The sequence below is a fragment of the Eisenbergiella tayi genome (assembly GCF_001881565.1).
GTDB lineage: Bacteria > Bacillota > Clostridia > Lachnospirales > Lachnospiraceae > Eisenbergiella > Eisenbergiella tayi.
Genome location: NZ_MPDJ01000002.1, coordinates 626,595 through 641,436, shown reverse-complemented (window position 1 = coordinate 641,436; position 14,842 = coordinate 626,595). Strand labels below are relative to the sequence as shown.

Genomic DNA, 14,842 nt, shown 5'->3' with positions numbered 1-14,842 from the left:
TTAAAAGAACAGAAGAAAAAGAATGTGAAGACGGCGAATGCTGCTTCCGCCAGGAATGCAGGAAGAAGGAACGGTGTCATGAAACGCTGAAGTGCTGCAAAAAGGGCGCAGGAGACGTTTCCTGTCCCTGTCTCTTATACACAGTTGGATGTGTATAAGAGGGTTCATCGGGCCCCTGGATTCCGGGCTTTCCATCCGGGTAAACGGGATCCCCGAAGCGTTTGCGTCCCTGCCGGAATGGGTGGTGTTCTGTATCAGGGCAGTTCAGGGAATGGGGCCGTCCTGGTTCCTTCTGCAGCTGTTCGTTTTATCCGCATGTTTGGCGGGGATCAGGAAAGCGGACAAAAAAGGACGGCTGTCCGCGCTGGGAGAAAAGTGTACGCTGCCCATATTGCTGCTTCTGTACTTCCCGGTGCTTGCCTCCGCCCAAATCCTGTATATTGCCTATACCTTCCGCGTGGGTTTGTATCTGCTTCTCTTTCTTATGGGATATTATGTTTTTTACCATGAAAAAATAATGCGGCAGCTTCAGAAATACTGCCTTCCCCTGCTGGGGACGGGACTGGCGGCAGGTGCGGCCCAAACGGTTTTTTCCTGGGGAATCCCTTATCAGATGACAGTGAATAATCCGGTGGTGATGCTGTATACCTGGCTCATGCTCCTTGGGCTTCTGGGAGCCGCCGGCCGCTGGTTTAATTTCCGCAGCCGGTTTACCTCCTATATGAGTAGCCACAGCTTTGGGATTTACTATTTTCATTATGTTCCCATGATTTATGCCGCCTGGTTTCTGACCGACAGTTTCACCCTTCCTTATTTGTGGAATTATATCCTTGTATTCCTGTTTTCCCTTTCAGCCGCGCTTCTTTTGGGTATGGGCTTTGGCAGGATTCCTGTTCTGAACAGTCTTTTCGGCCTGAAAACCGACAAAATTAGCCGGCAAAAAGCTGGAATTAAGGAACAGAGTTGACGGCTGACAGGAACGGTGGTAAGATTTTTCTTACAAGTGATACTGTGGATTGAAAAGCTGACAGAAGGAAGGAAAGATATATGGCAAAATTAAAACCGCCGGAGGGAAAATTTGTGGCGTCCATAAAAGTGGGGCCCAAAGGCCAGATTGTTGTGCCGAAGGAAGTCAGGGATATGTTCGGAATCGAACCCGGTGACATGCTTCTCCTGCTCGCGGATGAAGCGCAGGGAATAGGCATTCTGCCTTTTAACAGCACGGTTCAGCTGTTTGATGATGTTTTCAGCAAAAAGGAACCGGAAGAAGAATGATGCCAGGATATGAAATAAGGACTGCCGTCTGAGAAATTGGTTCCTGCCCTCTCTCGTCCGGGCATTCCCTGCTGCCTTCTTCCTGCCGCCTCCCGGCGCTCTATGGCCTGTGCGGAAGAGCGTCCTCTGTATTTGCAGAAACAGACAAAAAAAGGGGCTGTTTCTAACAATTTTGATTTTATACTCCGCTGCCAGCGCGGCTGAACTCCTCCCGTTGGTCGTCAGAGCGACTTTAGTCGCTTACATCGCCGCTAAAGACGGGCAGCAGAGCACAAAATCAAGATTGTTAGAAACAGCTCTCTTTTTTTGAGATGTTTCTGTAAATACAGAGGACGCTCTTCCGCACTGGTCATAGAGCGTCGGGAGGCGGCAGGAAGAAGGCGGCAGGGGATGCCCGGACGAGAGAGGGCAGGAACCAATTTCTCAGACGGCAGTCTTTTATGTTGACACTGGATACTGTAAAGAGTATAATCTGGTTATAAAAGTAAGAAAAGTAATACATATAAAACAAATAAATAAAAGTAGAACAAAAGGAGGACATAATGAGCAGAATCGCATTTTTTAACATTCCCGCATATGGCCATACCAATCCCACACTGGAGGTGGTACGTGAATTAGTGAAAAGGGGGCATGAAGTTCATTATTATTCCTTCCGGGAATTCCGGGATCGGATAGAGAACACTGGTGCAGCCTGCATCTGCTGTGATGAATACATGCCTCCCGCCCCTGCGGATATTGATAAGAAAGTGGGCAGGGATCTGGCGTCTCTGATTTCCATGACCGTCCATGTGACCCTGGCCATGGAAGAGAGAATACTGAAAGAATTCGGAGAATGGAAGCCCGACTGCATCGTGTCCGATTCCATCTGCATCTGGGGAAAGCTCTATGCCAAAAGGCTGGGGATCCCTTATGTGTGTTCGACAACCACCTTTGCGTTCAATAGGTACACCGCAAAGCTGATGAAGCAGAAGCCCGGAGAAATCTTCCGCATGATGGCGGGGATGTCCGAAATCAATGCGAGGATGGAGGAACTGCGGCAGCATGGCTATCAGGCGGATAAATTTTATGAACTGCTGCAGAATGACAATGATACGGATACCATCGTATATACCTCCCCGGAATTCCAGCCCATGGCGGATACCTTTTCTTCCCGTTACCGCTTTACCGGGCCGTCCCTTGCGGTTCCTGTCTCGGCAGCCGCCGAAAGAAGACGTCCCCTGGTTTACGTTTCTCTGGGAACCGTGCTGAATAAAAAAGACAGCTTCTACCGTAATTGCATGGAGGCCCTGAAGGGGGAAAACATGGATGTGATTATGGCGGTGGGAAGCCGTACGGATATCCCCTCCCTGGGAGACGTCCCGTCCAATTTCACCATATCCCCCAGGGTGGATCAGCTTCAGGTTCTGCAGGAAGCCAGTGTTTTTATAACCCACTGCGGCATGAACAGTGTGAGTGAAAGCCTTTATTTTGGAGTACCTCTTGTGCTGTTTCCCCAACAGCCCGAAGAAGGTGCTGTGGCACGCCGCGTCCGGGAACTGGGCGCAGGAATTTTTCTGAAAAGCACGCGCCCCGCAGCACTGAAAAGAACAGTTACATATCTCCTGGAAAACCAATCCTGCCGTGAAAACGCCGGAAAAATAGGAGCAGGCCTCAAAAGGGCCGGCGGAGCCCTGAAGGCTGCGGATACCATTGAAGAAATTATTGAGAAAAAATGAGGAGTGGTTTGCCTGTTATTTGTTCCCGAATTGTGGTATACTTTCAACATATATATCCTTCCCATGCAGAAGCCCGGTGCTTTTGCGCGGGAGGAAAATGGAAGGATGCAAGGAGAGTAACACATGAGAATAGGAATGGGATATGATGTGCACCGTCTTACAGAGGGAAGAAAGCTGATAATCGGCGGAGTTGACATCCCTTATGAGAAAGGTCTTCTTGGACATTCGGACGCGGACGTGCTTCTCCATGCCATAATGGACGCGCTTCTCGGAGCGGCGGCTCTTGGAGATATCGGAAAGCATTTTCCGGATTCGGATCCTGCTTATAAAGGAATCAGCAGTATGGAGCTTTTGGGAAAGGTGGGGCAGTTGCTGGAGGACAACAGTTTTCTTATTGAAAACATTGATGCGACCATTATTGCGCAGGCGCCTAAAATGCGCCCCTATATTGACACGATGAGGGAAAATATTGCCCGGGTTCTTCAGGTAGAGGTATCCCAGGTAAATGTAAAGGCAACTACGGAAGAAGGGCTGGGCTTCACCGGTACGGGAGAGGGAATTTCCTCTCAGGCAGTCTGCCTTTTAAATACACCCTACGGATTATATTCATCTGATGTCAATGCAGGCTGTGGGGGCTGCGGAGGCTGTCCGAAAAACGGAATACAATAAAGGCTGGATAATAAAATGGATATACAGAACCAACAGATAAAAAAAATAGAAGGCAGAGTCTGCTGCAGTATTCGTCCCCTGTGGGAAGAAGGCTTTTGCGATGATATCCGGCTTTTTATGGATTCCTCTTTTGAAAACAGAGTGGAGAAAAGCAGTGCGCTTGTCATGGAAGAGGACGGGAAGGCGCTGGCGATGCTCTGGCTGACTACCGGCAGGCTGCGGATGAAAACGGGAAATTCCAGCCAGGTGATAGAAGCCGATTATGCGGCAGGTGCGGTAAGCGGTGAAACGCAGAGACACAGCGGTTTTATGGGCAGGCTTCTGAGAGAGGCCTGTCTGCAGCAGTATGAGCAGAAACACCCTTTTATGTATCTGCTTCCGGATGCTGCGGCAGAATATGAACTTTTTCAGTTTATTTATGTCTTTAATAAACCAAAGTGGACACTTCAGCCGGAATTTATCCTGAAGGTACTGCCCCTTTTAAAGGGAAAAACAAGAGAGACCATATCGATCCGATATGAACGCAAGATTCTGCAGGCGGCGGAGGATGTACGGGAAGAAAAGCAGCATACGGGCTCCGACATGCTGCAGATCCGGCCCATGGAAGAGGCGGATATTTCCCATGTGGCTGATTTTGCCGCATCCTGGCTGGAACACAGGTGCCAGCTGTTTGCGGAACGTTCCGGGGACTATTACCGGATGGCTTTACAGGAAATGCATGCCAGACAGGGAGATATATTCCTCCTTTTGAATGACGATAATGTTGTGGGTTACTTCCTGTACGGACCGGATAAGAATGAAGAAATACAGGAGGTCCTGGTGCTTCCCGAATATGAGGAGCTTCTGATCGAACCGGCTCCCGAACGCAGGCCTGCCGTCATGGGAAGAATTATGCATCTGCCGTCCATGCTTTCCCTGATCCGCAGCAGACAGAAAATAGAAGTCTTCATGAAGTACACGGACAACCTGATCGAAGAAAACAACGGCTACTTTTACTGGAAATCCGGGCCGGAAGAAAGCGTTGTCAAAAAAATAGGATCTGAAGAAGTGAAAGGAAAGCTGTACGCGGAAACTTCGGCGGATCGTTTCTGTGCCTTCCTTTTCGGCAGGGAACCGGCAGAGAAATGCTTTACCTTCAACGGAGGCTACCTTTGGGAAATGGTAGGGCTGCTGCACAGCCTGGAACAGGTGCAGACGCTTAGCGATATATGTGTCAATGAAATCATATAGCTGGGGTGTAGATAAAAAACATAGGCGCCGCCGTCCGTGTCCCTGCCGCTCTCCGGCGCTGCCCGGTTCCGTCTCCTTTCTCCTGCCGCTCTGCAAGGTTCCTTACAGGGGAACGACTTTAGTCGTTTTTGCTTATCGCTCGGATAATCACGCAGCAGTACTAAAGCTGCAAAATACGCAGCCTAAGGACCGGCGTGCTTATACGCCCCTTACAGGAATCCTTGCAGAGCGGCAGGAGAAAGGAGACGGAACCGGGCAGCGCCGGAGAGCGGCAGGGACACGGACGGCGGCGCCTATGTTTTTTATCTACACCCATATAGCTGAAAAAAGTTGACAAAAAAGCTATTATTGCATATTCTGTATACATAGACATCGATCGGATGATAGGAAAAAGGCGATGAACGGAAAGAGTAAGTATGTATTCTGCCGCAGAGAGGGAGTGTCACCGGCTGCAAGCATTCCCGGCAAGGACAGCTGAAAGTGCCTCCGGGAGCTGATCCGGTGAAAGGAAGAAATTCCCTTTAACCGGGTACGTTTACGCACGTTACGCGATATAAGTGCAGGCTGTTATTTTTTATATGGCCTGAAGCAGAGTGGAACCGCGGCTTTAACCGTCTCTTAGCAGAGGATGGAAGAAGGCGCGTTTTTTCTTTTTACGTAAGAAGCAAGAGAGAATATGTGAAAACAAGGAGGTTGGTGTCTTCTGTCAATCCTATAGGAAAGAAGGAAGCAAAATGGGCATAATCGGAAATATAAAAGAAGAAATCCGGATTATCCGGGAACGGGATCCGGCCATCCATACTTCCATGGAGGTATTTCTCTATCCCAGTTTTAAGGCGATGCTTCATTACCGCCTCGCGCACAGACTGTACAGATCCGGTCATTTTTTCCTGGCCAGGTGGATCTCCCAGCGGGGCGTGCGCAAAACGGGAATCGAAATACATCCGGGAGCACAGATCGGAAAAGGGTTTTTCATTGATCACGGGAATGGAGTTATCATAGGAGAAACAGCCATAATAGGGGATAACGTAACTCTTTACCAGGGCGTTACCCTGGGCGGAACGGGTAAGGAGCACGGAAAGCGCCATCCTACCGTGGGGGATAATGTAATGATAAGCGCGGGCGCGAAGGTGCTTGGTTCCTTTACCATAGGGGAAAATTCGAAAATCGGAGCGGGCAGTGTGGTCCTTGAAGAAGTCCCCCCCAATTCCACGGTGGTGGGTGTTCCCGGCCGGGTGGTGAAAAGGGGAAACCAGCCGATACCCCGTGATACCATGGATCAGGTGAATTTACCGGATCCGGTAAAAGAGGATATTTCCAATTTACAGCATGCAAACAGCGAATTAATCAACAGACTGCTTGACCTGGAAGCGGAAGTGCGTTACCTTAAAAGAACAGAAGAAAAAGAATGTGAAGACGGCGAATGCTGCTTCCGCCAGGAATGCAGGAAGAAGGAACGGTGTCATGAAACGCTGAAGTGCTGCAAAAAGGGCGCAGGAGACGTTTCCTGTCCTGCCCCGGAGCAGGCGGAAGAATAAAGACCCAAACTTCGCACACGCCCCTGTCCCTCCGGCCCTGTTTCCGTGGCGTCGGCCCGGTTTGGAACCCCTGCCCTCTGCGCCGGCTATGCAGGGATCCTTCCAGGGGACGCTCTCGCTCGGATAAACACGCAGCGGTGCTAAGGCCGCAAAAAACGCGGCCTAAGGCCCGGCGAGTTTATACGCCCCTTACAGGAAACCCTGCAAAACCGGCGCAGAGGGCAGGGGTTCCAAACCGGGCCGACGCCGCGGAAACAGGGCCGGAGGGGACAGGGGTGTGTGCGAAGTTTAAGATAATAATAGAAAGAATCAGAGTATCTTCACGAAAATAGAGAAAAAGGAGAATCATAAGAAGATGAAAATCTACAATACCCTGTCAAAGAAAAAGGAAGAATTTGTACCCATTACGCCTGGCGAGGTAAAGATGTATGTCTGCGGGCCTACTGTTTATAATTTAATCCATATAGGCAATGCCCGTCCCATGATTGTATTTGATACGGTACGCCGTTATTTTGAGCATAAAGGCTATAAAGTAAATTATGTGAGCAACTTTACCGATGTGGATGATAAAATTATTAAAAAGGCCATAGAGGAAGGCGTGGATTCCACAGTCATTTCCGAACGTTATATAGCGGAATGCAGGAAGGATATGGAATCCCTCAATGTGAAGCCTGCGACCACCCATCCCCAGGCTACCCAGGAAATCTGCGGAATGCTGGAAATGATAGAGAAGCTGATAGAAGACGGCCATGCCTATGCGGCCGCCGACGGAACCGTGTATTTCCGTGTGAGAAGCTTTAAGGAATACGGCAAGCTTTCCCATAAAAACCTGGACGATCTGGAAGGCGGCAAGCGCTCTCTGCTGGTTTCCGGTGAAGATCAGAAGGAAGATCCCCTGGATTTCGTCCTCTGGAAGCCTAAAAAAGACGGAGAGCCCTATTGGGAATCCCCCTGGTGCAACGGCCGTCCCGGCTGGCACATTGAATGCTCCGTCATGAGCAAAAAATATCTGGGTGATGAAATTGACATCCATGCGGGCGGAGAGGATCTGGTATTCCCTCATCATGAAAATGAGATTGCCCAGTCGGAGGCGGCTAACGGCAAGCCTTTCGCCAGATACTGGATGCATAATGCATTCCTGAATATTGATAATAAGAAAATGAGCAAGTCGGCCGGAAACTTTTTCACCGTGCGTGACATCGTGGCCAAATACGATCCTCAGGTAGTGCGTTTCTTCATGCTGTCCGCCCATTACAGAAGTCCCCTTAACTTCAGCGATGAGCTGATGGAAGCGGCAAAGAACGGCCTGGACAGAATCCGTACTGCGGTAACGAACCTGAATTTCCTTCTGGAAAAAGCGGAAGATAGGGAAAAATCCCAGGAAGAGATAAAGCTTCTGGAGGAAGCAACAGGCTTTGCCGCCAAATTCGACGAAGCCATGGATGATGATTTGAATACCGCGGATGCCATTGCCGCAATTTTTGAACTGGTAAAATTCATCAACACCAATACCTCTGCCGATAATTCCGCCGCCTATATCAGGGAGCTTCTGAATGAAATCAAGGAGCTTTCCGATGTCTGCGGCCTGATCGTGGAGAAAAAGGAAGAAATGCTGGACAGCTCGGTGGAAGCCTTAATCGAAGAACGCCAGGCTGCCAGAAAAGCAAAGAATTTTGCCAGGGCGGATGAAATCAGGGATGAGCTGCTTGCCAAAGGCATTATCCTGGAGGACACCCGTGAAGGAGTGAAATGGAAGAGAGCATAAGCCTGCTGGCACAGATAAAAAGAGAATTCGGGCTGGGGGAAGTGGATCTGCGGACCTACTCCCCCCTGACTCTTGCCTTTGTGGGAGACTGCATTTATGATCTGATTATAAGGACCGTGGTGGTGGAATGCCACAATGCTTCTCCAAACAGGCTTCATAAGGAAAAAAGCCGTCTGGTAAAGGCCCAGACACAGGCGCTTATTGGCGATGCTATCCAGAGTTTCCTCACCCCGGAAGAGCAGGCGGTTTTCCGAAGGGGAAGGAATGCCAAATCCTATACCACGGCCAAGAATGCCACGGTGGGGGATTACAGAAAAGCAACCGCACTGGAAGCCCTGTATGGTTATCTTTACCTGGATGACCGCATGGACAGGCTTATGGAGCTGATTAAGATATCCCTGAATGAACTGGATATTCATTTATAAGAAGGAGCTGTTATGAGATACGAAGAACTTACTATTGAAGGGCGTAATGCGGTAATCGAAGCATTCCGTTCCGGCAAGACCATCGACAGGGTTTTTATTCTGGATAACTGTCAGGACGGCCCGATTATGACCATTAAGAGGGAGGCCAAAAAGACGGACTGCCTCATAAAATATGTTTCCAGGGAACGCCTGGATCAGATGTCGGAAACCGGAAAGCATCAGGGAGTGATTGCCTATGCAGCCGCTTATGAGTATGCCCAGGTAGAGGATATACTGAAGCTGGCGGAGGAAAAACAGGAGCCTCCCTTTCTGATTTTGCTGGATAATATTGAAGATCCCCATAACCTGGGAGCCATTATCCGTACCGCCAACCTGGCAGGTGCCCATGGCGTGATCATTCCCAAAAACCGGGCGGTAGGGCTTACGGCTGCTGTGGCGCGTACATCTGCGGGGGCACTGAATTATACGCCTGTTGCCAAGATCACCAACCTGGTAAAAACCATGGAGGAACTGAAAAAGAAGGGGATGTGGTTTGTCTGTGCGGATATGGACGGGACGAGGATGTATGATTTGAATCTCACTGGCTCTATCGGACTGGTTATCGGAAATGAAGGGGAGGGCGTGGGCCGCCTGGTGAAGGAAAACTGCGATTTTATCGCTTCTATTCCTATGAAAGGAAATATCGATTCCCTGAACGCTTCTGTCGCAGCAGGCGTTCTGGCATATGAAATCGTAAGGCAGCGTCTGTTATAATGAAAAAGTTTGGGTTTCTTAAAATAACGGGGAGCAGTCTTCTGGCAGTATTCCTGTTATCATTTGCGGCAGCCTGTACACCGAAAGAAGAGCCTTCCGATGTCCCTGCGGTGCAGGCGGACAGCGTTCTTGTACAGAATGTGGAGACGCTTGCGCAGGACGGCACGGCGGAGAGCGGGGAGCAGGCGGCTGCAGCAGAGGAAAAGGGCGGACAAACTGGAGAAGATACGGGAGAAGAAGCAGGGGAAAAGGATTCCGGCGTATCTCAGAATTCCGCAGGGGAAAATGTGAGCGGCAATCAGGTATCCGGTGACGGGATCCCGGATGAAGACGGTTCCGGAGAGGAAACGGAAGGACAGGATGTGTCCGGCAACAAAATACCGGCAAGGGAGCTGCTGAGGCCCTGCGGGGATGATGTGTCCGGAAACAGCGTATCCGGAAATTCGGTTTCGGGGAATTCGGTATCCGGTAATTCGATATCCGGCAATTCCGTGTCGGATAATTCGGTGTCGGGAAACGATACGTCGGAAAAAGCTGAAGCCGAAAAGGATACTGCCGACGAAGAGGAAGAAGAAGGCGAAGTGTCCGGAAACAGTGTATCCGGGAATGACGTGTCCGGAAATGACGTATCCGGAAATAATGTGTCCGGCAACGATGTGTCCGGCAATGGTGTTTCGGATAATGATATTTCAGGCAATACGGTTTCCGGCAGCGATATCGTTTACCGGAGAGGGAAAAATGAATCCAGGCTGGAAAATCCTTTCGGAAAGAAGCGTTATACCCTGGCACAGCGCCAGGCCGTGCGAAGCTCCCATAAGGAAACCCTTCTGGTGAACGAACAGGATAAAAGGACCATCTCGGAAAATAACATTGATTTTACCGATATTAAAATAACCTGTCTGGGAGACAGCATCACCCAGGCGGTCAATCTGGACAGTATAGAAAATTATCAGGATCTTGCATATCCTCACGTGCTGGGGGAAGCTCTGGATGCCAGACAGGTATATAACCTGGGAATCGGCGGTTCTTCCATAGGCAGGTACTGGGCGGATGCCTTTGTGGATCGGTACGAAAATATTCCCAAAGACACCGATATTATCCTTGTGATGGGAGGAACGAATGACGAATTCTGTGCCAGCCTTGTGGAGTTCGGAAACTCCGCAGAGAGAAAGAAACGGACCTTCTGGGGAGATCTGGATGAACTGATGGACGGGCTTAAGGAAAATTATCCCCATGCGGAGGTGATTTTCATGACCCCTCTGCCCAACAGCCTTCAGGATTATCTGAAAACCCAGCATCCCTACCTGATTTCCCAGGATAAGTTTGCGGATGTGATCAGCCAGCTGGCGCAGGAACACGGAATGGAAGTAATTGATCTGTATAATTCCAACATCCTGGACGGACATGACAAGGATAATGTGCTTCATTTTATGCCGGACGGAGTCCATCCCAATGCGGATGGCTATCAGATCCTGGGAGAGCATGTGGCGGCGGATTTAATCCGTATTCTGCAGTCTAGGCAGCAAAAGACGGAACAGTAAGACTGCGGGCCGGAGACACGGGGCCTGATTGGACCGGAAATATCAGAAAGGAATGATTTCCCAATGAAAGATTCCTACGGGGAATATAGTGATGAAGAATTGATTGTGCTTCTTCGTGACGGCGAGAATGACATCACTGATTACATCATGGAAAAATATAAAGGGATGGTCAAGACAAAAGCCAAATCCATGTATCTTCTGGGCGGGGACAGCAACGATCTGATCCAGGAGGGGATGATAGGGCTGTTCAAGGCCATCCGGGATTATGACAGCGGCAGAGACGCCAGCTTCAGCACCTTTGCGGATCTGTGTGTATCCAGACAGATGTATACCGCGGTGCAGGCGTCTTCCCGGAAAAAGCACATGCCCCTGAATACCTATATCTCCCTTTACGGGGGAGACGGAAGCCAGGACGGGGACGGTAATGAAGAAAACAATCTCATGAATGCCATACCGGCCGCTTTGGAGATGAGCCCTGAGGAGCTTTTTATCGATCGGGAAAATGTGGAGGTGCTGGAGCAGGCGATTGATAAGGAATTGAGCACCTTTGAAAAGCAGGTGCTGGATCTTTATATTACCGGAATGAGCTATAATCAGATTGCAAGGGTTCTGGGCAAGGACGGCAAAAGTACGGATAATGCGCTGCAGAGGATTAAAAGCAAGATCCGCAGGGCAATATCAGGGGATTGAACGCAGTCCGCGAAGAAACGTCTGCCCGCACGGACAGTTGTCTCCTTTATGGAACCGGGATCGGCAGCTGTATACAGGAAGGAAGAAACAAAGGATGAAGGATAATGAGAAAGAAAAGGAGAAAGGTATGATTAAACTGAACTTTGCGGGAATACGGTCCAGGGAGGAAATGTACCGTTATCTGCAGGGAAAGCTGAATCTTCCGGAATCCAGAGGAGAAAATCTGGACAATATATACGCCATGCTGTCTGAGGCATCCGGCAGAATACATATCATAGTGGAAGGCCTGGATAAAAGCCGGAAACGTCTGGGCAGCAATCTGGACGGTGTGCTGAAGACGCTGCGGGATGCGGAGGCAGTGACGGAAAACCTTACGATAGAGGTAAGGGAACAGATCGATGCCGGAAAGGAATGGATGGACAACCCGGGCGTGGTGGAGCAGTCCTGTGCATACAGCAGGCCGGTGCTTGTGGAGACGAATGAAAAGCCGGTGCCCCACAATTCCCAGGAGGGACTGATGTACCGGGCGGAGGGAAGGCCCTATGTGCGTCTGCGTTATCCCAATGCCATGAATGTGCAGCTGCAGATTGGCGATATGATGTATCCTTTTCTTGAGACGGAAAAAGATGTGTGGACGGTTACGCTCCCGCTGGAACCCGGCTTCTATTATACGAATCTGTACGTGGATAACTGCCTGGTGCTCAATCCTTTTCTCCCTATCGGCTATGGGTTTTCCAGACCGGTTAACTATATTGAAATCGGGCCGGTGCCCGACTTTTTCCAGATGAAGGATGTACCCCACGGGGATATCCGTCATGAGTATTACAATTCTTCTGTGACAGGAAGGACGGAGACCTGTATCGTTTATGTGCCGCCGGGCTACGAGGAGAACCGCGGTTCCTATCCGGTCCTTTATCTTCAGCATGGGTTTGGAGAGAATGAACGGGGCTGGGTATGGCAGGGAAAGGTAAATCATATTATGGATAACCTGCTTGCCCGGGGAAAAGCTGTCCCTATGCTCATTGTCATGGCAAACGGCATGGTGATGGATGAAACGGCAGAGGGTGAGACTATTTTAAGGCATAATCTGTTCCCGGAGGAGCTGGTGGAGGATATTATTCCTTTTATCGAAAAAAAATACCGGGTAAAGGCGGACAGAGATTTCCGGGCTATGGCGGGGCTTTCCATGGGTTCCATGCAGACCAGCATGACGGTCTGCCGGTATGGGGAGCTGTTTGGCTGGGAAGGGCTTTTCAGCGGCTTCATGCACGACTGCATGGGGGAAAACCAGGATAACAGTTTCCTGGAAATCATGAAGGAAGAAAGCTTCCAAAAGGGGCTGCACCTGTTTTTCCGCGCCATGGGCAGGCAGGATGAATTTTGGGATCGCTTCGCTGAGGATGACGCATTCTGTGAAGAAAATAAAATCCCCTGTATCCGCAGAGAATATGAGGGAGGCCATGACTGGAATGTATGGCGTCAGTGTATCCGGGACTTTCTCCCCTTGCTTTTTCAGGATGAGGAACCGTTGGCATAGCAGGCAGCCTTTCTGAGGCGCACGCTGGAAAGAAGCAGGTTTATATATGGATGAGATGAACATAAAGGAATGTGAGGCGGCGGTGGAAGCGGTCAGGAAATGTGAATCGGAGGAAGAACTGGGAACGCTTCTGTGGAATGTGGTGGAGCTTAATGCGGGCAGTACGTTTTATACCAGCAAGAAGCTGCCTTTTACATACAGAGTGAAGGGGCGGGAGCTCTTTTGTGACAGGAAGGAAAAGTCCATTACCCAAGCTACGGTTCTCCGGGCATATAAGAAAATCCGGGAAGCCAGAGAGGCCGGAGAGCCTATCCGCGGCCCCAAAAAGCTGAGTATGTTCGGCGCCCCTTATATCTGGGGGATCCTGAAGGGAACCGGCCTTGCCGGGGAAGAGGCGGAAACGGAAAAAAAGGAAGAGTCAGAAGCGGCGGAAATGCCGGAGAAAAGCGGAGAGGAATCGTAAACGGATGTTATATATCAGCAGAGAATATGTTCAGGACAGTCTCGATAAGTCAGTCGCCCCCGCGGCTGTGTGTGATAGCGGGGAAACTGTGGTATTCCAGACCAGGGACTGCTACGATGACAGTGTGACCTGTGAGGAAAGGCCCCTGGGAGACCGCAGGGACGCGCTGGGAAATCCGGCCACAGGCCCTTTGTATATCCATGGCGCCCGGCCGGGGGATATCCTGAAGGTGGAAATCCTTAAAATAGAGCTTCGCAGCTGGGGAGTCATGTGCTCCTCTTTTTCTTATGGAGCTTTTGCAGGCAGGTTTCCGGATCCGAAGGCAGTGATCTTTGAAATCAGTGATAATAAAATCCGTTTTGACGAGAAACTGACGCTGGACTGCTGTCCCATGATCGGGGTTATAGGTACGGCTCCCGGAGGGGAGGGAATCGGCACGGAGACGCCTGGCGGTCATGGAGGAAACATGGATTGCCGTAAAATCGGTGAAGGCTCCGTCCTGTATCTGCCGGTCGCCGTGCCGGGTGCGCTGCTGTCCATGGGAGATCTTCATGCCCTGATGGGGGATGGCGAGGTGTTTATCTGCGGGTTGGAGACGGCGGGTGAAGTGACTGTGCGGGTGAGTGTGCTGAAGGACTGCCGTATGCCGACCCCGTTTCTTGTGACAGAGGATAAGGTGATGACAATCCAGTCGGCGGACACGACGGATGAGGCGGGAAAGAAAGCCGTATTGCTGATGGAAGAATATATCCGGGAAACCGCCGGAATAGACGAATTGAAAGCAGGAATGCTGATGTCCCTGGCAGCGGATATGTGTATATGTCAAATTGTAGATCCCCAGATGACAGTGCGCGTGGAATTTCCCAGGCAAATACTGGAGAGATACGGGTGGAAACCCATGTAAAATTGTTTTGGGAAAAGGCGCTAGACAGTGAACCTTCAGGTGATTCCTGTTAGGCCTGTTTGTTCCATGAATTCCCGGATGGTTTTGGCTTTGACTGCCTCTGAAAACCATTTTTTCAGAATCGTAAGATCGGTTTCCGAAAGGATTCTCTCCCGCAGCCCGTCTGGTATTTCTCCCAGATTCTCAAGCAGATCCAGTACAAACTCCGCTTTACCTTCTGCTTTGCCTTCCGCTTTCCCGGTTTCCCTGCCTACACTGAATTCATCGGCACGGATTTTTTTCATTTCTTCTTCTTCGTTGTATTCAAATATCGACATCGCTATAACCTCCGCTCTCT

14 protein-coding genes, 1 pseudogene and 1 other annotated feature are annotated in these 14,842 nt (G+C 50.2%); of the genes and pseudogenes, 14 read left to right on the top strand and 1 reads right to left on the bottom strand.

Annotated features, from left to right (window positions below):
- The first annotated feature begins 91 nt into the window (after positions 1 to 91).
- The 14 genes from BLA28_RS11335 to BLA28_RS11265 all read left to right on the top strand — a co-directional run bounded on the left by BLA28_RS11335 (position 92) and on the right by BLA28_RS11265 (position 14,505).
- Positions 92 to 967, top strand: a complete 876-nt coding sequence (locus BLA28_RS11335) for an acyltransferase family protein (RefSeq protein WP_169897238.1) — start codon at positions 92 to 94, stop codon at positions 965 to 967.
- Between the two features lie 80 nt (positions 968 to 1,047).
- Positions 1,048 to 1,275: an AbrB/MazE/SpoVT family DNA-binding domain-containing protein gene (locus BLA28_RS11330; RefSeq protein WP_009253793.1), complete on the top strand. Its 228-nt coding sequence runs from the start codon at positions 1,048 to 1,050 to the stop codon at positions 1,273 to 1,275.
- Positions 1,276 to 1,817: 542 nt separating this feature from the next.
- Positions 1,818 to 2,990: a macrolide family glycosyltransferase gene (locus BLA28_RS11325; protein ID WP_069156732.1), complete on the top strand. Its 1,173-nt coding sequence runs from the start codon at positions 1,818 to 1,820 to the stop codon at positions 2,988 to 2,990.
- Positions 2,991 to 3,113: 123 nt separating this feature from the next.
- Entirely contained in the window at positions 3,114 to 3,659 is a 546-nt protein-coding gene (gene ispF, locus BLA28_RS11320; RefSeq protein ID WP_069156731.1) for a 2-C-methyl-D-erythritol 2,4-cyclodiphosphate synthase, read from the top strand.
- 15 nt (positions 3,660 to 3,674) lie between these two features.
- A complete protein-coding gene (locus tag BLA28_RS11315; protein WP_069156730.1) occupies positions 3,675 to 4,889 on the top strand; it encodes a GNAT family N-acetyltransferase in 1,215 nt (404 codons plus the stop codon).
- Between the two features lie 388 nt (positions 4,890 to 5,277).
- Positions 5,278 to 5,511: a binding site (T-box leader), on the top strand.
- A 112-nt stretch (positions 5,512 to 5,623) separates the two neighbouring features.
- The gene (gene cysE / locus BLA28_RS11305) at positions 5,624 to 6,427 is read left to right on the top strand and encodes a serine O-acetyltransferase (protein ID WP_069156728.1); all 804 of its coding nucleotides are present in this window, start codon (positions 5,624 to 5,626) and stop codon (positions 6,425 to 6,427) included.
- A 355-nt stretch (positions 6,428 to 6,782) separates the two neighbouring features.
- Positions 6,783 to 8,192: a cysteine--tRNA ligase gene (gene cysS / locus BLA28_RS11300; RefSeq protein WP_069156727.1), complete on the top strand. Its 1,410-nt coding sequence runs from the start codon at positions 6,783 to 6,785 to the stop codon at positions 8,190 to 8,192.
- Positions 8,177 to 8,617 carry a Mini-ribonuclease 3 gene (locus tag BLA28_RS11295; RefSeq protein WP_071699181.1) on the top strand — a complete coding sequence of 147 codons (441 nt, stop codon included), beginning with the start codon at positions 8,177 to 8,179 and terminating at the stop codon, positions 8,615 to 8,617. The genes cysS and BLA28_RS11295 overlap by 16 nt, the downstream gene beginning before the upstream one ends.
- Before the next feature lie 12 nt (positions 8,618 to 8,629).
- Entirely contained in the window at positions 8,630 to 9,370 is a 741-nt protein-coding gene (rlmB, locus tag BLA28_RS11290; RefSeq protein WP_069156726.1) for a 23S rRNA (guanosine(2251)-2'-O)-methyltransferase RlmB, read from the top strand.
- Positions 9,370 to 10,911 carry a GDSL-type esterase/lipase family protein gene (locus BLA28_RS11285; RefSeq protein ID WP_069156725.1) on the top strand — a complete coding sequence of 514 codons (1,542 nt, stop codon included), beginning with the start codon at positions 9,370 to 9,372 and terminating at the stop codon, positions 10,909 to 10,911. Before rlmB ends, BLA28_RS11285 begins: the two co-directional genes overlap by 1 nt.
- Positions 10,912 to 10,974: 63 nt before the next feature.
- Positions 10,975 to 11,601 carry an RNA polymerase sporulation sigma factor SigH gene (sigH, locus tag BLA28_RS11280; protein ID WP_009253783.1) on the top strand — a complete coding sequence of 209 codons (627 nt, stop codon included), beginning with the start codon at positions 10,975 to 10,977 and terminating at the stop codon, positions 11,599 to 11,601.
- 127 nt (positions 11,602 to 11,728) lie between these two features.
- Positions 11,729 to 13,138 carry an alpha/beta hydrolase-fold protein gene (locus BLA28_RS11275; protein ID WP_169897237.1) on the top strand — a complete coding sequence of 470 codons (1,410 nt, stop codon included), beginning with the start codon at positions 11,729 to 11,731 and terminating at the stop codon, positions 13,136 to 13,138.
- Positions 13,139 to 13,184: 46 nt separating this feature from the next.
- Positions 13,185 to 13,601, top strand: a complete 417-nt coding sequence (locus BLA28_RS33970; protein ID WP_009253781.1) for a hypothetical protein — start codon at positions 13,185 to 13,187, stop codon at positions 13,599 to 13,601.
- 4 nt (positions 13,602 to 13,605) lie between these two features.
- Positions 13,606 to 14,505 carry an acetamidase/formamidase family protein gene (locus BLA28_RS11265; protein WP_071699180.1) on the top strand — a complete coding sequence of 300 codons (900 nt, stop codon included), beginning with the start codon at positions 13,606 to 13,608 and terminating at the stop codon, positions 14,503 to 14,505.
- 35 nt (positions 14,506 to 14,540) lie between these two features.
- Here the strand turns inward: BLA28_RS11265 and BLA28_RS34165 are convergent.
- A pseudogene (locus BLA28_RS34165) lies at positions 14,541 to 14,842 on the bottom strand (hypothetical protein); the annotation flags it as partial.

Coding starts and splice junctions, on each gene's coding strand:
- BLA28_RS11330 (WP_009253793.1), top strand. CDS start 1,048: ATGGCAAAATTAAAACCGCCGGAGGGAAAATTTGTGGCGTCCATAAAA.
- BLA28_RS11325 (WP_069156732.1), top strand. CDS start 1,818: ATGAGCAGAATCGCATTTTTTAACATTCCCGCATATGGCCATACCAAT.
- ispF (WP_069156731.1), top strand. CDS start 3,114: ATGAGAATAGGAATGGGATATGATGTGCACCGTCTTACAGAGGGAAGA.
- BLA28_RS11315 (WP_069156730.1), top strand. CDS start 3,675: ATGGATATACAGAACCAACAGATAAAAAAAATAGAAGGCAGAGTCTGC.
- cysE (WP_069156728.1), top strand. CDS start 5,624: ATGGGCATAATCGGAAATATAAAAGAAGAAATCCGGATTATCCGGGAA.
- cysS (WP_069156727.1), top strand. CDS start 6,783: ATGAAAATCTACAATACCCTGTCAAAGAAAAAGGAAGAATTTGTACCC.
- BLA28_RS11295 (WP_071699181.1), top strand. CDS start 8,177: ATGGAAGAGAGCATAAGCCTGCTGGCACAGATAAAAAGAGAATTCGGG.
- rlmB (WP_069156726.1), top strand. CDS start 8,630: ATGAGATACGAAGAACTTACTATTGAAGGGCGTAATGCGGTAATCGAA.
- BLA28_RS11285 (WP_069156725.1), top strand. CDS start 9,370: ATGAAAAAGTTTGGGTTTCTTAAAATAACGGGGAGCAGTCTTCTGGCA.
- sigH (WP_009253783.1), top strand. CDS start 10,975: ATGAAAGATTCCTACGGGGAATATAGTGATGAAGAATTGATTGTGCTT.
- BLA28_RS11275 (WP_169897237.1), top strand. CDS start 11,729: ATGATTAAACTGAACTTTGCGGGAATACGGTCCAGGGAGGAAATGTAC.
- BLA28_RS33970 (WP_009253781.1), top strand. CDS start 13,185: ATGGATGAGATGAACATAAAGGAATGTGAGGCGGCGGTGGAAGCGGTC.
- BLA28_RS11265 (WP_071699180.1), top strand. CDS start 13,606: ATGTTATATATCAGCAGAGAATATGTTCAGGACAGTCTCGATAAGTCA.